Genomic DNA, 15081 nt, shown 5'->3' on the forward strand with positions numbered 1-15081 from the left:
ATGGCCAAGCTGCGCTTCGGATACTTCATCGCACCGTTTCACCGCGCCGGCACCAACCCGACGCTCGCCCTGCAACGCGACCTCGAACTCATCGAGCATCTCGACGCGGTCGGTTACGACGAGGCGTGGATCGGCGAGCACCACTCGGCGGGCAGCGAGATCATCAGCTCGCCCGAGGTGTTCATCGCCGCGGCGGCCCAGCGTGCCAAGCGGATCCGGTTCGGCACGGGCGTGATCTCGCTGGCGTACCACAACCCGCTGTGGACGGCCGACCGGCTGATGCTGCTCGACCACCTCACCCACGGCCGGATCATCGGCGGTATGGGACCGGGTTCCTTGCCCACCGACGCGGCGATGATCGGGCTGACGCCCACCGACACCCGCGAACTGCTGGAGACCAACCTCGACATCGTGGTCCGGCTGCTCAACGGCGAGACCGTCTCGGCGAAAACCCCGACGCACGAACTGTTCGACGCCCGACTGCAACTGGCGCCGTACTCGGAGGACGGCATCCCGCTGGCTGTCGCCGCGGTGGCGTCCCCGACCGGCGCGCGGCTGGCGGGCAAGCACGGCATCGGCCTGCTCTCGATCGGCGCGACCCTGGTCGTCGAGGGGTTCGACGCGCTTGCCCATCACTGGGGCATCGTGGAGGAGCGCGCGGCCGCGTTCGGCACCACGGTCGACCGCAGGAACTGGTCGCTGGTCGGGCCGTTCCACATCGCCGAGACCGAGGAGCAGGCGCGCGCCGACGTCCGGTTCGGTATCGAGCCGTGGTTCAACTACTTCCAGAAGGTGGCGGCGTTCCCGCAGATGACGATCCCGGGCGACCGCATCGACGACATGATCGACATCATCAACGAGGCCGGCGCCGGGGTGATCGGCACGCCGGAGCGGGCGCGGGCTCAAGTGCAGCGGTTGTGGGACCAGTCCGGTGGGTTCGGTTGCCTGCTGCAGATGGGCCACGAATGGGCCAACCCGGCGGCCACCAAACGATCGGCGGAGTTGTTCGCCGCCGAGGTGTTCCCACACTTTCAGGGTCAGGCGCAACCGACGCTGGACGCCGCGACACGGGCCAGCGACGTGCGCGAGGAACTCGCCCAGACCCAGCTCAGCGCGATCGACCACATGACCAAGAAGTACGAGGCGGAGAAGCGGGGTTAGCCCAGCAGGGTAGCGCGCAGTCGTGCGACCTCTTGGTCCGTCACGCCCGCCGCCTCGAGATAGCCGCGCAACGAACCGTAGTTCTGGTCGATCGAACGGCGCGCCGCGGCGAGATACTCCTCGCGCACCCCGAGCACCGCGTCGGTCAGTCGCGCCTCGACGAACGTGACTTCCTCGTCCGTCTCTGTCCGCTCCCGCACCGACCGCATGATCTGCTCCCGCAGGTGTGGCACCGCGTCGTTGCTGCGCAGGAAATCCGCCATGACCACTTCCCGGTTCACACCCACCGCGCCGAGGGCCGTGGCCACCGTGAAGCCGGTTCTGTCCTTGCCGGCGAAGCAGTGCGCGATGACCGGACGGCCCGCGGCGAGCAGTGAAATGACCTGCCGCACAGCGCGTTGCGCACCGGGCAAGGTCGGAAACCGCTGGTACTCCTCGGTCATGAACCGCAGCGCGGCCACGCTGACGTCCTCGTCGTCGGGCTTGTCGGTCATCATCTTCTGGAAGGCCGACTCGTGCGGCGCCTCGTCGGACACGGCGGTGACCTCGTGGAAGTGGAGGTGGTGCACTTCGACGCCCGGGGGTACCGCACCGGTGCCGTGACGTTCCACCTCCCGCGCCGAGCGCAGATCGGCCACATCGGTGATGCCCAGTTCGACAAGGCGACGACGGCCGGCGTCGTCGAGACCACTCAGCTCGCTGGACCGGAAGAACCGGCCCGGGCGCACGCCCGTCTCGGCCGCGACGTCACGGAAATTCCATGCGCCCGAGAGCTCGCCGAGTCCGACGCTCACCGGCCGGTCACCGCCGAGTCCGATTGGCGGCTCGCCGCCGTGCCCGATTGGCGGCTCGCCGCCGAAACGAAAGCGTCTTTCTCCCTACCAAGTTCGGCCCGTGCGATGGTGCGCATGTGTACCTCGTCGGGCCCGTCGAACAGCCGCATCGCGCGGTGCCAGCTGTACAGTCGGGCCAGCGGGAAGTCGTCGCTGACCCCGGCTGCCCCGTGCACCTGGATGGCGCGGTCGATCACGTCGCATGCCACTTGGGGTGCGACGGACTTGATCTGGCTCACCAACACGTGCGCTTCCTTGTTGCCGCGCTGGTCGATGGTCCACGCGGCCTTCTCGCACAACAGCCGCGCCTGGTCGATTTCGTTGCGCGACTTGGCGATTGCTTCACGCACCACACCCTGCTCGGACAGCGGCTTGCCGAAGGCGACCCGCTTCTGCACCCGGTCGACCATCAACGCCAGCGCCCGCTCGGCCGCGCCCAGCGCCCGCATGCAGTGGTGAATCCGGCCGGGGCCCAGCCGCGCCTGGGCGATCGCGAACCCGCTGCCCTCCTCGTGGAGCATGTTCTCGACCGGCACCCGGACGTTGTCGAAAACGATCTCGCAGTGTCCGTGCTGGTCCTGCCAGCCGAATACCGGAAGTGAGCGCTGGATGTCGACGCCGGGGGTGTCGACGGGCACAAGGAGCATCGACTGCTGCTGATGGCTGGCCGCGTCCGGATTGGTGCGGCCCATCACGATCAGGATCTTGCAGCGCGGGTCGGCGGCTCCGGTGATCCACCACTTGCGGCCGTTGATGACGTAGTCGTTCCCGTCGCGCAGCATCGTCGTCTCGATGTTGCGGGCATCGCTTGAGGCCACAGCGGGCTCGGTCATCGCAAAGGCGCTGCGGATCTCGCCATTGAGCAGCGGATCGAGCCATTGCCGGCGCTGCTCCTCGGTAGCGAACAGATGCAGCGTCTCCATGTTGCCGGTGTCCGGTGCGGCGCAGTTGAGCACCTCGGGCGCGATCTCCAGGCTCCACCCCGAAAGCTCGGCAAGCGGCGCGTACTCCAGGTTGGTCAGCCCCGAGATCGGCGGCAGGAAAAGGTTCCACAGCCCGCGCTCCTTCGCGAGCGCCTTCAACTCCTCGACGATCGGCGGAACGGTGTGGTCCTTCGGTCCCGTCTCTTCGCGGTAGCGGTGGTATTCGGCCTCGGCGGGGAAGACGAATTCCGTCATGAAGGCGGTCAGGCGGTTGTGGTAGTCCTGTGCCTTGGCCGACATCGCGAAGTCCATGCCGCCACGATATGACACCCGGTCAGAGCGGCTTGTGCTGCGTCGGACTTTGTTCCGACTCCCATTTCGCCTCGAGCGAGCGGGTGACGCGGGTCCCGGCGGCATACTCAACCTGGAAGGTTCCGCCGTCATCGACCTCGTAGGTGACCACGCACGTTCCGTCGGCTTCGTCCTTGTGGACGACTTTGTACGGGACGGGGCCGGCGCCGCGGTCGACTAGTACGAGGTCGCCGGGCGTGACGTCCTCGATGCGGTCGTTTTCAGAGATGTTCGACATCCCCCCGACGGTAGCAACGAGGCCGCCATTGCGTCTCGCGCGGCCGGCGACGCGGCGAGCCCACCGTCAGGGCCGGCGAAATCTGCTGAAACTGAAGCAGTTTCACGGCGCGGGTGTGGCAGCAATCACGTCCGGCCGGCTTGTCTTTGCAGCACGGAGCGCGCAGAATCGGGTAAGTAAACTGGACTGAATCCAAAATATACATAAAGGATGGTGTGCGAGCGATGGCATTGTTGACGATCGGTGACCAGTTCCCCCGCTACGACATGGCGGCGGTGGTCGGCGGTGATCTCTCCGAGGTCGATGCCAAGCAGCCCGACGACTATTTCATCCGCGTGACCAGCGAAGACTACGAGGGCAAGTGGCGGATCATCTTCTTCTGGCCGAAGGACTTCACCTTCGTGTGCCCGACGGAGATCGCCGCGTTCGGCAAGCTCAACGACGACTTCGAGGACCGCGACGCGAAGGTCATCGGCGTGTCCGTCGACAACGAGTTCGTCCACTTCCAGTGGCGGGCCCAGCATGAGGACCTCAAGAAGCTGCCGTTCCCGATGGCGTCCGACCTCAAGCGGGAACTGGCGCTAGCCACCGGCGTGCTCAACGCCGACGGTGTCGCTGACCGGGCGACGTTCATCGTCGACCCCAACAACGAGATCCAGTTCGTGTCGGTCACGGCCGGCTCCGTGGGCCGCAACGTCGATGAGGTGCTGCGGGTTCTCGACGCCCTGCAGTCCGATGAGCTGTGCGCGTGCAACTGGAAGAAGGGCGATCCCACGATCAAGCCGGCCGAGCTGTTGTCAGAGGCGGTGTGACCGTGAGCATCGACAACATCAAGGACGCGCTGCCCGAGTACGCCAAGGACCTGAAGCTGAACTTCGGCAGCATCGTCAAGACCACCGAGCTGTCCGAAGAGCAGCTGTGGGGTGCCCTGGTGGCGACCGCCGCGGCAACCAAGTCGGAGCGGCTGCTGCGCGAGATCGCCGAGGACGCAATGGACATCCTCAGCCAGGACGCCTACAACGCCGCCCTAGGCGCCGCCGCCATCATGGGGATGAACAACGTGTTCTACCGCACCAAGGGCCAACTCGACGGCGCCTACGACGATCTGCGGGCCGGTCTGCGGATGAACATCATCGGCAATCCGGGTGTCGCCAAGGAAGATTTCGAGCTGTGGTCGTTGGCGGTGTCGGCGATCAACGGATGCGGACACTGCCTCGCGGCGCACGAGAAGACCCTGCGTGACGCGGAGGTGGCGCGGTCGGTGATCTTCGAAGCGATCCGGCTGGCGTCGATCGTCTCGGGCGTCGCCCAGGCGCTGCAGACCGCCGACGTCCTGGCCGGCGTCTAGCCTCGATCCGCGAAGGCGGGGACACCCGATGGTGTCCCCGCCTTTCGCGCGCGTCTCAGCGGTGATAGTCGGGCTGCACGTACGTCAGATGCGGGATGCCGTGGTGCGGATGGGCGCCCGGCGCGGGGTGTGCGGTGACGGGTGCAGGAGCGGTCGTGGTGGGCTGCGGCGTCATGTCGTGCGAGTAGGTGCCCGCGCTGGCGGCACCGGCGAAGGCCAGTGCGCCCGCGACGATTCCGGCGCAGACGGCTGACAGCGCGAGGAAGCGGGCAAAGCGGCTAGTGGCGGTGGTGGTCATCGTGATCCTCTGTGTGCGTTAGATTTTCGGGTCTACCACCGGGTCCTTCCGGCGATCGCCTAAGCATGCTGCAGCGCGCGGCCGCGGTCTGTCGGCCGACCGGAGGATGACGCGGATGAATCGCGTGTCCCCCAATCGGGGGAAGCGGACGCGCCGCTGTGCCAAGCTGACTGCGTGGTGAGCGGCGCGGCCGGTGAGAAGGTCCGGGTGGTGGTGGGAGACGACCACCCGATGTTCCGCGACGGCGTGGTCCGTGCGTTGGTCTCCAGCGGTCAGATCGAGGTGGTGGCCGAGGCCGACGACGGAACAGCCGCCCTCGAGGCGATCCGAACGCACACGCCGGCGGTGGCACTGCTGGACTACCGGATGCCCGGTATGGACGGCGCCGAGGTGGCAGCCGCCGTCCTGCGAGACGAACTGCCCACCCGCGTGCTGCTGATCTCCGCCCATGACGAATCCGCGATCGTGTACCAGGCGCTGCAGAACGGCGCCGCGGGCTTTCTGCCCAAGGAGTCCAGCCGCTCCGAACTCGTCGCCGCGGTGCTCGACTGCGCCAAGGGCCGGGACGTCGTCGCACCGAGCCTGGCCGGGGGGTTGGCTGGCGAGATCCGCAGGCGCGCCGAACCGGAAGGCCCGGTGCTCAGTCCCCGCGAGCGCGAGGTGCTCCGCCTGATCGCCTCCGGCACCAGCATCCCCGCGATGGCCAAGCAACTGTTCCTGGCGCCGTCGACGGTGAAGACCCACGTGCAGCGGCTCTACGAGAAGCTAGGGGTCAACGACCGCGGTGCCGCCGTCGCCGAGGCGATGCGCCGCAAGCTGCTGGACTGACCCGCCGTGCTGGACCGGATCGCGAGCTTCTTCACCGCCGAACCCGTGCGCGTCACCGCGTTTCTGCGGCTGCCGCTGATCGCGCTGGTCGCCGTGCTGGTGTGGATCTGGGAGGTCGACCACTGGCTGCCCGGTGTCTACGTCGTGGTGCTCGGGGTGTGGGCCGCGGCGGCCGTGCTGTGGCTGGTGGTGATCCTGCGCGGACCGGTGCCCCGGTGGGGAGACTGGGCGTCCACCGGTGTCGACGTGCTCGTCGTCGTGGTGTTGTGCCTGGTGTCCGGCGGTGCCACCGCGGCGCTGCTTCCGGTGTTCTTCCTGCTGCCGATCGCGGTCGCGTTCCAGGACCGGCCGACACTGACCGCACTGCTCGGAATCGGCACTGCGCTGGGCTATCTCGCGGTGTGGATCGTGTACTCCAAACGCGACGACTCGGTGGGCCTGCCGGATGTCGTCTACACCCAGTTCGGATTCCTGCTGTGGTCCGCGGTGGCGACGACCGCGCTGTGCGCGGTGCTGGTGCGCCGACAGGCCCGCGTGATCAAACTCCAGGGTGTGCGGCGTCAGCTGGTGTCCGAGGCGATGCACGCCGACGAACGGCACAACCGGGAGGTCGCCGAGCACCTGCACGACGGACCGCTGCAGACGCTGCTCGCCGCGCGTCTCGACCTCGACGAGGTCCGGGAACGCGCCGACGACCCCGCACTCGACACGGTGCACACCGCGCTGCAGCAGACGGCTGCGGCGCTGCGCTCCACCGTGACCGAGCTGCACCCGCAGGTGCTCGCCCAGCTCGGTCTGATGCCGGCGATACGGGAGCTGTTGCGGCAGTTCGAGTCTCGTGGCGACTACGTGATCGAGGCCGATCTCGACGATGTGGGTAAGCCAGAGTCGCAGCAGCTGCTGTACCGGGCGGCGCGCGAACTGCTCGCCAACATCCACAAGCACGCCCGAGCGACGGTGGTGCGGGTCGGGTTGTCGCGCCAAGGGGACCGGATCGTGTTGACCGTCGCCGATGACGGCAAGGGCTTCGATCCGGCGACGGTCGAGCAGTACGTCGCCGACGGCCATATCGGGCTGGGGTCGCTGCTGGCCCGGTTCGACGCGATGGGCGGGTCGATGCACATCAATTCCATGACCGGCCACGGCACCCAGGTGACCGTCACGTCACCACCATCCGGCGAGCAGACGTGAAATGTCCTGATTTGTTAGGTTTTCGGTGCACTTCCCGACGGGACGCGCTCAAGTCGTGAGGCCGCGGGCGATGACCAGGCGCTGAATCTGGTTCGTGCCCTCGAAGATCTGGGTGATCTTGGCTTCCCGCATGTACCGCTCGACGCGGTAATCGCGGGTGTAGCCGGCGCCGCCGAACACCTGGACCGCGTCGGTGGTGACCTTCATCGCGGCGTCGGTCGCGACGAGCTTGGCCACGCTGGCCTGTTGCGAGTAGTCCCGCCCGGCGTCGCGTCGACGGGCGGCGTCCAGGTACGTCGCGCGCGCACTTGCCACCGCGGCAGCCATGTCGGCCAGCAGGAACCCCAGCCCCTGATGGTCGATGATCCTGCGGCCGAACGTCGTTCGTTCGTTGGCATAGGCGACGGCCTCGTCGAGCGCAGCCTGTGCCAGGCCGGTGGCGACGGCGGCGATGCCCAACCGTCCGGAATCCAGTGCGGAGAAGGCGATCTGCAGACCCTGGCCCTCCGCGCCGATCAACCGCTCGGCATCCAGGTGGGCATCGGAGTAGAACGCCGAGGTGGTCGGGATCGCGTGCAGGCCCATCTTCTCTTCGGGCTTGCCGAAGCTCAGCCCGGGCAGGTCGCCGGGCACCAGGAAGCACGAAATCCCGCGGGAGCCTTCGCCCGTCCGCGCGAACAGCGTGTAGAAGTCGGCGCGCCCACCGTGGGTGATCCACGACTTCGAGCCGTTGAGCACATAACCGCCGCCATCGGCCTTGGCCGCGGCGCAGCGCAGCGCGGCGGCGTCCGACCCGGCCTGCGGTTCGGACAGGCTGTAGGCGCCGATCTGCTCGCCCGACAGCATCCCCGGCAGCCACCTGTGCTTCTGCTCGTCGGTGCCGAACATCAGCAGCGGATGCGACGACAGGCTGTGCACGCTGACCGCGACCGCGACCGCCGCCCAGCGCGCGGCCAGTTCCTCGAGCACCTGTAGATAGACCTCGAACGGTTGGCCGCCGCCGCCCCACTCCTCGGGCTGCGGCAGGCTCAGCAATCCGGCCGCGCCCAACTGGGCCATCACCCCTTCCGGATAGCGCTCGGTCTTCTCGTGATCGTCGACGATCGGGTCGAGCACCTTGTCGGCGACGTCGCGGGTGAGCGCGATCAGGTCTTCGGCGTCCCGGGTGGGTAGCAGCCGGTCGACAGCCATCCGTTGGCCTCCCCTGGTTGTGCTGGTCAACTAACCGATCAAACTAATGGTCAGTCGCTGCGCCTCCACCAGGCGGTGAAGTACAGAACCATCGCCCCGGTCAACGCGAGCAGCACCCACAACACCAGGATCTGGTCGATCCATGCGCCGGGCGGCGGTGCGCCGGGCATGAAGTTCCGGATCGGGATGATCGCGAACAAACTCGCGGCGTACCACGTACCGAACGGCGGGAGGAAGTTCTTCCGTCCACGCAGCATCTCGATCGAGACGAACAGAGCCAGCGCGGGCAGCGTGATGAGCACCAGGCACAGGCCGACGTCGAAGGCGAGCGGGCCCCGCGCTCGAGTCAACGTCACCGTCTCGTAGTCGCCGTCGCCGGCCGACTGGGTCGCCGGGCCGCTGCGTGTGCTGGTGATGTCCCAGCCGTCGAGACCACCCGTCACCACCACCCGGGCGGGCTCGAACTGGCGGTCGTCGCCGGTCCCGACGAGCAGGTCGGCCCCGAGAGCCCCGACCGTGTACGAGTCGAACGGCCACTTGTCCGGATCACCGGTGGCGGTGATCGTCGTGCTCACCTCCGCAGGCAACTGACCCTTGGGTGTCCTCAGATCATCGATGCCGAGATTGACCTCGTTCATGAACAGCCGCACCGCAATGTCGGTGTTGACCACATTGAGGTCGGCGTTCATATGGTCATCGGAGGGGAAGACAACTACTTTGACGTCCACCTCGTTGCCGACGGTGCGCAGCGCCCCCAAGGTCACCTGCACGATCGTGTCGCTGTCCTCGCCGAGATCCGGTGGCCCCAGCGACCTGGCCGAACCGGAGACGTAGTGATAGCCGACCAGCGACCCGGCGTAAACCACGAGGATGATCAGCACCGTGCCGATACTGGCCAGCCGGCCACGCGTGCTACCGCGAGTTTTCGGCGGTTCGTCTTGTGGCACGGACGGGATGCTAGTTCCACCAGCGGTTCGACCGCCGCGCCTTGCCGATAGAAATCCGCGACGCCCCGTACCGATTTAGCTGTGACCAGCGGTAGCGGTTAAGGTGTTCCGTCATGACGCAGACGACGGATGCGGACGTCGCCGGTCGCGCGGCTCCGACGGTCGGGGTGGTGCGCGAATCCGGCTCCGACGAGCGCCGCGTCGCGCTGGTACCGAAGGCGGTGGCGTCGCTGGTGAACAGCGGTGTGGCCGTCGTGGTGGAATCCGGCGCGGGCGAGCGGGCCCTTCTCTCCGACGACCTCTACACCGACGCGGGCGCGACGATCGGCGACGCCTGGGCGGCCGACGTGGTGGTGAAGGTGGCGCCCCCGACCGCCGACGAGGTGGGCAAGCTCAAGTCCGGCCAGACGCTGATCGGGTTCCTCGCCCCGCGCAACTCCGACAACCAGATCGCCGCGCTCGAGGCCGCGGGCGTGCAGGCGTTCGCCGTCGAGGCGATCCCGCGCATCTCCCGCGCGCAAGTGATGGACGCGCTGTCTTCGCAAGCCAACGTCGCCGGCTACAAGGCGGTGCTGCTGGCGGCGTCGGAGTCGACGCGCTTCTTCCCGATGCTGACCACGGCCGCGGGCACCGTGAAGCCGGCGTCGGTGCTGGTGCTGGGCGTCGGAGTGGCAGGGCTGCAGGCGTTGGCCACCGCCAAGCGACTCGGGGCGCGCACCACCGGCTACGACGTGCGCCCGGAGGTGGCCGATCAGGTCCGTTCGGTCGGCGCGCAATGGTTGAGCTTCGGCGCCGAAGACATAGCGGCCGCCGGCGAGGGGGGCTACGCCCGCGAGTTGTCCGAGGAGGAACGCGCCCAGCAACAGAAGGAGCTGGAGCGGGCGATCACCGGGTTCGACGTGGTGATCACCACCGCGCTGGTGCCCGGCCGCCCGGCGCCGCGGTTGGTGACCGCCGCCGCGGTCGAGGGCATGAAGCCGGGCAGCGTGGTCGTCGACCTCGCCGGTGAGACCGGCGGCAACTGTGAGCTCACCGAGCCCGGGCAGACCGTCGTCCGCCACGGCGTCACCATCGCCTCGCCGCTGAACCTGCCGGCGACCATGCCCGAGCACGCCAGCGAGCTGTACTCGAAGAATTTGACCTCGCTGCTGGATCTGTTGATCACCGATGGTGCGTTGGCACCCGATTTCGACGACGAGGTCGTGGCGGCCTCCTGCGTCACCCGCACCGCGAGCGGTGCAGAAAGCTAGAGGGCATAGATGTACGACAACCTGCTGGCCAATCTCGCGATCCTGGTGCTCGCCGGGTTCGTCGGGTTCGCCGTGATCTCCAAGGTGCCCAACACCTTGCACACGCCGTTGATGTCGGGCACCAACGCCATCCACGGCATCGTCGTGCTCGGCGCGCTGATCGTGCTGGGCGACCTGCCCGCCGACGCGCACTGGGGAGTCCGGATCATCGCGTTCGTCGCGCTGATCTTCGGCACCCTCAACGTGATCGGCGGCTTCCTGGTTACCGACCGGATGCTGGGGATGTTCAAGTCCCGCAGGCCCGAACCCAAAGCTGTTGAGGCGGCTGACAAGTGAACTATCTCGTCACCGTCCTCTACATCCTCGCGTTCTCCCTCTTCATTCTCGGGCTGTCCGGGCTGACCGGACCGAAGACGGCGGTGCGTGGCAACTGGATCGCCGCCACCGGTATGGCCATCGCCGTGGTCGCGACGCTGATCAAGGTGCGCGACACCGCGTCGATCAACTGGATCCTCATCGTCGCCGGGCTGGCGCTGGGAGTGATTCTCGGTGTGCCGCCGGCCAAGAAGACCAAGATGACCGCGATGCCGCAATTGGTCGCGCTGTTCAACGGCGTCGGTGGCGGCACCGTCGCGTTGATCGCGTGGTCGGAGTTCATCGAGACCGACGGCTTCGCACACTTCACGCCCGATCAGCACCCGACGGTCGCGTTGGTGGCCGGGTCACTGTTCGCCGCGATCATCGGTTCGGTGTCGTTCTGGGGCTCACTGGTGGCGTTCCTGAAGCTGCAGGAGTCGATTCCCAAGAACGTCGAGAAGCGACTTGTCGCCTCCGCCAAGCTGTTTCAGGCCGCCAACGTGCTGCTGCTGCTCGGTGCGACGGCCGCCGCGATCTACATCGGGCTGAACGCCGGTGCAGGCAGCCCGGGTTGGACGATCATGGTGGTGCTCGCGCTGGCCGGCCTGATGGGCCTGTTCGTGGTGTTCCCGATCGGCGGCGCCGACATGCCGGTGGTCATCTCACTGCTCAATGCGTTGACCGGATTATCAGCCGCGGCAGCGGGGTTGGCGTTGAACAACACCGCGATGATCGTCGCGGGCATGATCGTCGGCGCGTCCGGTTCGATACTGACCAACCTGATGGCCGTGGCGATGAACCGCTCCATTCCGGCGATCGTGTTCGGCTCCTTCGGCGGCGGCGCCGCCGCCGTGGCCGGTCCGGACGGCGACCAGGGCACCGTCAAGTCGACCTCCGCCGCGGACGCCGCGATCCAGATGGCCTACGCCAACCAGGTGATCGTGGTCCCCGGCTACGGATTGGCCGTCGCGCAGGCCCAGCACACCGTCAAGGAGATGGCCGACCTGCTGGAATCCAAAGGCGTGGAAGTGAAGTACGCCATCCATCCCGTCGCAGGCCGCATGCCGGGGCACATGAACGTGCTGCTGGCCGAGGCCGACGTCGAGTACGACACGATGAAGGAGATGGACGACATCAACGGCGAGTTCGGCCGCACCGACGTCACATTGGTCATCGGCGCCAACGACGTCACCAACCCGGCGGCGCGCAACGATCCGAGTTCCCCGATTCACGGCATGCCGATTCTCAACGTCGACGAGTCGCGGTCGGTCATCGTGCTCAAGCGGTCGATGAACGCAGGTTACGCCGGCATCGAGAATCCGCTGTTCTTCCTCGACCAGACCTCCATGCTGTTCGGCGACGCCAAGAAGTCCGTCACCTCGGTGATCGAGGAACTAAAAGCGCTGTAGGCGCCGCCTCAGACCGGCGGGTAGGCGGGTGGCGGGTAGACGCCGCGGAGGATCCAGGCGAACCAGTTCACTCCGTATTCCAGCTCGTCGCTCGCGTCATAGTCCGGGTTCGGATCCATGTGGTCACCTCTCGAGTCCGGCTGGTTATGTCCGAAGTCTAGACCCGGTGTGCGGCCCGCGACACCCCCAACACCTACACTTCCAACCAGTTGATTGACACCCCGCTGACGTTCGGCCCAGCATAAAGTGAGTCGCCATGCCCTCTTCGGAAGCCCTCCCTCCGAACGGGAGGACCCGTCGCGATGAGTTGTTGGCCGTCGCCACCAAGCTCTTCGCCGCTCGCGGCTACCACGGCACCCGGATGGACGACGTCGCCGACGCGGTCGGCCTGAACAAGGCGACCGTCTACCACTACTACGCGAGCAAGTCGCTGATCCTCTACGACATCTACAAGGGCGCCGCCGACTTCACGGTCGACGCGCTGCACGACGATCCGTCGGCATCGGCACGCGAGACGATTTACCACTTCACGCGGCGGTTGCTGGTCGGCATCGCCAGCGACATCGAGCGCGCGGCCGTGTACTTCCAGGAGGGCCCGTACATCAGCGAGTGGTTCACCGAGGACCAGGTGGCCTACATCCGCGAGAAGGAAACCCAGGTCTACGAGCATGTTCGCGACGTCATCGACCGCGGCATCGCCAGCGGCGAGTTCCACGACTGCGACTCCCACGTGCTGGCGCTGGGCTACATCGGGATGACGCTGGGTGCCTATCGCTGGTTGCGGCCGCACGGCAGGCGGACGGCGCAGGAGATAGCCGTCGAGTTCAGCAAGGCGCTGTTGCGCGGCTTGATCCGCGACGAGTCGGTGCGCACGGAGTCGCCGTTGGGCATCGAGGTCGACGCGCTGCCCGGCGAACCGGACGCGGCCACCGCACCGTGAAGTCCCTGCTGCTCTCGCGCCGCGACCTGGATTTCCTGCTCTACGAGTGGCTACGGGTCGACGAGCTGACCAGCCGCGAGCGGTTCGCCGAACATTCGCGCGAGACCTTCGACGCGGTGCTGGACCTGTGCGAGCAACTGGCGACGCGGTACTTCGCGACGCACAACAAGAAGAGCGACGCCAACGAGCCGAGCTTCGACGGCGAGAAGGTCACCGTCATCCCCGAGGTCAAGCAGGCCTGGGACGCGTTCGCGCAGGCCGACCTGATCGCGATGTCGATGGATCAGCGGCTCGGCGGCGCGCAACTGCCCGCGACGCTGGCGCAGGCGGCGTTCGCCTGGTTCTCGGCGGCAAACATCAGCACGACGGGCTACCTCATGCTCACGATGGCCAACGCCAACCTGCTGGCCAGGTTCGGCACCCAGGAGCAGGTCGAGCAGTTCGTCAAGCCGATGTTGGCCGGACGGTTCTCCGGCACCATGGCGCTGTCGGAGACGCAGGCGGGTTCGTCGCTGGCCGACATCCTCACCCGCGCCGAACCACAACGCGACGCCTCTGCGTCCGGCACCTATCGGCTGTTCGGATCGAAGATGTGGATCTCCGGCGCCGAGCACGAGATGACCGACAACATCGTCAACCTGGTACTCGCGAAGATTCCGGGCGGGCCGGCGGGGACCAAGGGCATCTCGCTGTTCATCGTGCCGAAGTACCTGCTGGACGAGAACGGTGCGATCGGTGAGCGCAACGACGTGGTGCTGGCCGGGCTGAACCACAAGATGGGCCAGCGCGGCATCACCAATACCGTGCTCAATCTCGGTGAGGGCGCCTACACCCCGGGCGGGCAACCGGGCGCCGTCGGTTACCTCGTCGGCGAAGCGCACCGCGGCATCGCCTACATGTTCACGATGATGAACGAGGCTCGGCTGGGCGTCGGGATGGGCGCAGTGGCGTTGGGCTACACCGGTTATCTCAAATCGGTGCAGTACGCGCGCGAGCGTCCGCAGGGGCGTCCGGTCGGCGCCAAGGACCCGTCGGCGCCGCAGGTGCCGATCATCGAACATGCCGATGTCAAGCGGATGTTGTTGGCGCAGAAGGCTTATGTGGAAGGTGGCCTGGCGCTGCTGCTGTACTGCGGCAAGCTCGTCGACCTTGCGCACAGCGCACAGTCCGACGAAGAGCGTGACAGCGCCACGCTGCTGCTGGAGATGCTGACCCCGGTCGGCAAGAGCTGGCCGTCGCAGTGGTGCCTGGCCGCCAACGACCTGGCCATCCAAGTGCACGGCGGATACGGCTACACCCGTGAGTACGACGTCGAACAGCATTACCGCGACAATCGGCTCAACCCGATTCACGAGGGCACCCACGGCATCCAGAGTTTGGACCTGTTGGGCCGCAAGGTGGTTTCGCGCGGGGGCGCCGGCCTGGCCGCGTTGGGCGCCGTAATCTCCCGGACGGTGGCCGAGGCGGGGGCGCTCGGCGGTCAGCCCGCCGAGCATGCGAGCCTGCTCGACACCGCATGGCAACGCCTCGTCACTGTCACCGCCGAGATGTTCGGCTCCGGTGACATCGAGGCCGCGATGGCCAACAGCGTGGTGTACCTCGAGGCGTTCGGGCACATCGTCGTCGCGTGGATCTGGCTGCAGCAGGAGCTCGCCGCGCACGGTCACAGCGCAGACTTCTATGATGGCAAGCGCCAGGCCGCCCGCTACTTCTTCCGCTACGAACTACCCAGGACCGCACCACAACTGGACCTGCTCGCGAGCCTGGACCGCACCACCGTGGACATGCGGGCCGACTGGTTCTGACCGGCGCCGAA

16 protein-coding genes and 1 pseudogene are annotated in these 15081 nt (G+C 67.2%); 10 read left to right on the plus strand and 7 right to left on the minus strand.

The window, feature by feature from the left end; genetic code table 11:
• Nucleotides 1–1161: an LLM class flavin-dependent oxidoreductase gene (locus G6N18_RS16395; protein WP_083000147.1), complete on the plus strand. Its 1161-nt coding sequence runs from the start codon at nt 1–3 to the stop codon at nt 1159–1161.
• Here the strand turns inward: G6N18_RS16395 and G6N18_RS16400 are convergent.
• From G6N18_RS16400 to G6N18_RS16410, 3 genes are read right to left on the minus strand one after another with little or no spacing between them, the layout of a single operon-like run.
• Nucleotides 1158–1955 carry a tyrosine-protein phosphatase gene (locus G6N18_RS16400; RefSeq protein ID WP_083000148.1) on the minus strand — a complete coding sequence of 266 codons (798 nt, stop codon included), beginning with the start codon at nt 1953–1955 and terminating at the stop codon, nt 1158–1160. The genes G6N18_RS16395 and G6N18_RS16400 overlap by 4 nt on opposite strands.
• Nucleotides 1952–3229, minus strand: coding sequence for an acyl-CoA dehydrogenase family protein (locus G6N18_RS16405; protein ID WP_083000150.1), 1278 nt, complete (start codon nt 3227–3229; stop codon nt 1952–1954). Before G6N18_RS16405 ends, G6N18_RS16400 begins: the two co-directional genes overlap by 4 nt.
• 22 nt (nt 3230–3251) lie before the next feature.
• Nucleotides 3252–3506 (minus strand): hypothetical protein, encoded by a 255-nt coding sequence (locus tag G6N18_RS16410; protein ID WP_083000152.1) that lies wholly within the window; start codon nt 3504–3506, stop codon nt 3252–3254.
• 224 nt (nt 3507–3730) lie between these two features.
• Between G6N18_RS16410 and G6N18_RS16415 the strand changes: the two genes are divergently transcribed.
• Both G6N18_RS16415 and ahpD read left to right on the plus strand, forming a co-directional pair.
• Nucleotides 3731–4318 (plus strand): peroxiredoxin, encoded by a 588-nt coding sequence (locus G6N18_RS16415; RefSeq protein WP_083000154.1) that lies wholly within the window; start codon nt 3731–3733, stop codon nt 4316–4318.
• Between the two features lie 2 nt (nt 4319–4320).
• On the plus strand, nt 4321–4854 hold the full coding sequence (gene ahpD, locus G6N18_RS16420) for an alkyl hydroperoxide reductase AhpD (RefSeq protein WP_083000261.1): 534 nt from the start codon (nt 4321–4323) through the stop codon (nt 4852–4854).
• 55 nt (nt 4855–4909) lie between these two features.
• Here ahpD and G6N18_RS16425 read toward each other — a convergent pair whose 3' ends face one another.
• A complete protein-coding gene (locus tag G6N18_RS16425; protein WP_083000156.1) occupies nt 4910–5152 on the minus strand; it encodes a hypothetical protein in 243 nt (80 codons plus the stop codon).
• Nucleotides 5153–5329: 177 nt separating this feature from the next.
• Between G6N18_RS16425 and G6N18_RS16430 the strand changes: the two genes are divergently transcribed.
• Nucleotides 5330–5980, plus strand: a complete 651-nt coding sequence (locus tag G6N18_RS16430) for a response regulator transcription factor (protein ID WP_083000157.1) — start codon at nt 5330–5332, stop codon at nt 5978–5980.
• A gap of 6 nt (nt 5981–5986) precedes the next feature.
• A complete protein-coding gene (locus G6N18_RS16435) occupies nt 5987–7171 on the plus strand; it encodes a sensor histidine kinase (protein WP_083000159.1) in 1185 nt (394 codons plus the stop codon).
• Between the two features lie 48 nt (nt 7172–7219).
• Here the strand turns inward: G6N18_RS16435 and G6N18_RS16440 are convergent, their stop codons facing one another.
• Nucleotides 7220–8362: an acyl-CoA dehydrogenase family protein gene (locus tag G6N18_RS16440; RefSeq protein ID WP_083000161.1), complete on the minus strand. Its 1143-nt coding sequence runs from the start codon at nt 8360–8362 to the stop codon at nt 7220–7222.
• A gap of 50 nt (nt 8363–8412) precedes the next feature.
• Nucleotides 8413–9309 (minus strand): DUF4436 domain-containing protein, encoded by an 897-nt coding sequence (locus G6N18_RS16445; protein ID WP_179962314.1) that lies wholly within the window; start codon nt 9307–9309, stop codon nt 8413–8415.
• Between the two features lie 113 nt (nt 9310–9422).
• Between G6N18_RS16445 and G6N18_RS16450 the strand changes: the two genes are divergently transcribed.
• The 3 genes from G6N18_RS16450 to G6N18_RS16460 are packed head-to-tail and all read left to right on the plus strand — an operon-like array spanning nt 9423 to nt 12325.
• Nucleotides 9423–10559, plus strand: coding sequence for a Re/Si-specific NAD(P)(+) transhydrogenase subunit alpha (locus tag G6N18_RS16450; RefSeq protein WP_067225386.1), 1137 nt, complete (start codon nt 9423–9425; stop codon nt 10557–10559).
• 9 nt (nt 10560–10568) lie between these two features.
• A complete protein-coding gene (locus tag G6N18_RS16455; RefSeq protein WP_067225388.1) occupies nt 10569–10895 on the plus strand; it encodes an NAD(P) transhydrogenase subunit alpha part 2 in 327 nt (108 codons plus the stop codon).
• Nucleotides 10892–12325, plus strand: coding sequence for an NAD(P)(+) transhydrogenase (Re/Si-specific) subunit beta (locus tag G6N18_RS16460; protein WP_067225390.1), 1434 nt, complete (start codon nt 10892–10894; stop codon nt 12323–12325). Before G6N18_RS16455 ends, G6N18_RS16460 begins: the two co-directional genes overlap by 4 nt.
• Nucleotides 12326–12333: 8 nt before the next feature.
• On the opposite strand, the pseudogene G6N18_RS24345 reads toward G6N18_RS16460, so the two are convergent.
• Nucleotides 12334–12444: pseudogene (locus G6N18_RS24345) on the minus strand (CAP domain-containing protein); the annotation flags it as partial.
• Between the two features lie 137 nt (nt 12445–12581).
• Here G6N18_RS24345 and G6N18_RS16465 point away from each other — a divergent pair.
• Entirely contained in the window at nt 12582–13265 is a 684-nt protein-coding gene (locus tag G6N18_RS16465) for a TetR/AcrR family transcriptional regulator (protein ID WP_083000162.1), read from the plus strand.
• On the plus strand, nt 13262–15070 hold the full coding sequence (locus G6N18_RS16470; RefSeq protein WP_083000164.1) for an acyl-CoA dehydrogenase: 1809 nt from the start codon (nt 13262–13264) through the stop codon (nt 15068–15070). The genes G6N18_RS16465 and G6N18_RS16470 overlap by 4 nt, the downstream gene beginning before the upstream one ends.
• Nucleotides 15071–15081 lie beyond the last annotated feature (11 nt).

It is taken from the genome of Mycolicibacterium celeriflavum (assembly GCF_010731795.1).
GTDB lineage: Bacteria > Actinomycetota > Actinomycetes > Mycobacteriales > Mycobacteriaceae > Mycobacterium > Mycobacterium celeriflavum.

What these genes read in the sequence shown, in the direction of transcription:
- G6N18_RS16395 (WP_083000147.1), top strand. Translation starts at nt 1, where the DNA reads ATGGCCAAGCTGCGCTTCGGATACTTCATCGCACCGTTTCACCGCGCC.
- G6N18_RS16405 (WP_083000150.1), bottom strand. Translation starts at nt 3,229, where the DNA reads ATGGACTTCGCGATGTCGGCCAAGGCACAGGACTACCACAACCGCCTG.
- G6N18_RS16410 (WP_083000152.1), bottom strand. Translation starts at nt 3,506, where the DNA reads ATGTCGAACATCTCTGAAAACGACCGCATCGAGGACGTCACGCCCGGC.
- G6N18_RS16415 (WP_083000154.1), top strand. Translation starts at nt 3,731, where the DNA reads ATGGCATTGTTGACGATCGGTGACCAGTTCCCCCGCTACGACATGGCG.
- G6N18_RS16425 (WP_083000156.1), bottom strand. Translation starts at nt 5,152, where the DNA reads ATGACCACCACCGCCACTAGCCGCTTTGCCCGCTTCCTCGCGCTGTCA.
- G6N18_RS16440 (WP_083000161.1), bottom strand. Translation starts at nt 8,362, where the DNA reads ATGGCTGTCGACCGGCTGCTACCCACCCGGGACGCCGAAGACCTGATC.
- G6N18_RS16450 (WP_067225386.1), top strand. Translation starts at nt 9,423, where the DNA reads ATGACGCAGACGACGGATGCGGACGTCGCCGGTCGCGCGGCTCCGACG.
- G6N18_RS16455 (WP_067225388.1), top strand. Translation starts at nt 10,569, where the DNA reads ATGTACGACAACCTGCTGGCCAATCTCGCGATCCTGGTGCTCGCCGGG.
- G6N18_RS16465 (WP_083000162.1), top strand. Translation starts at nt 12,582, where the DNA reads ATGCCCTCTTCGGAAGCCCTCCCTCCGAACGGGAGGACCCGTCGCGAT.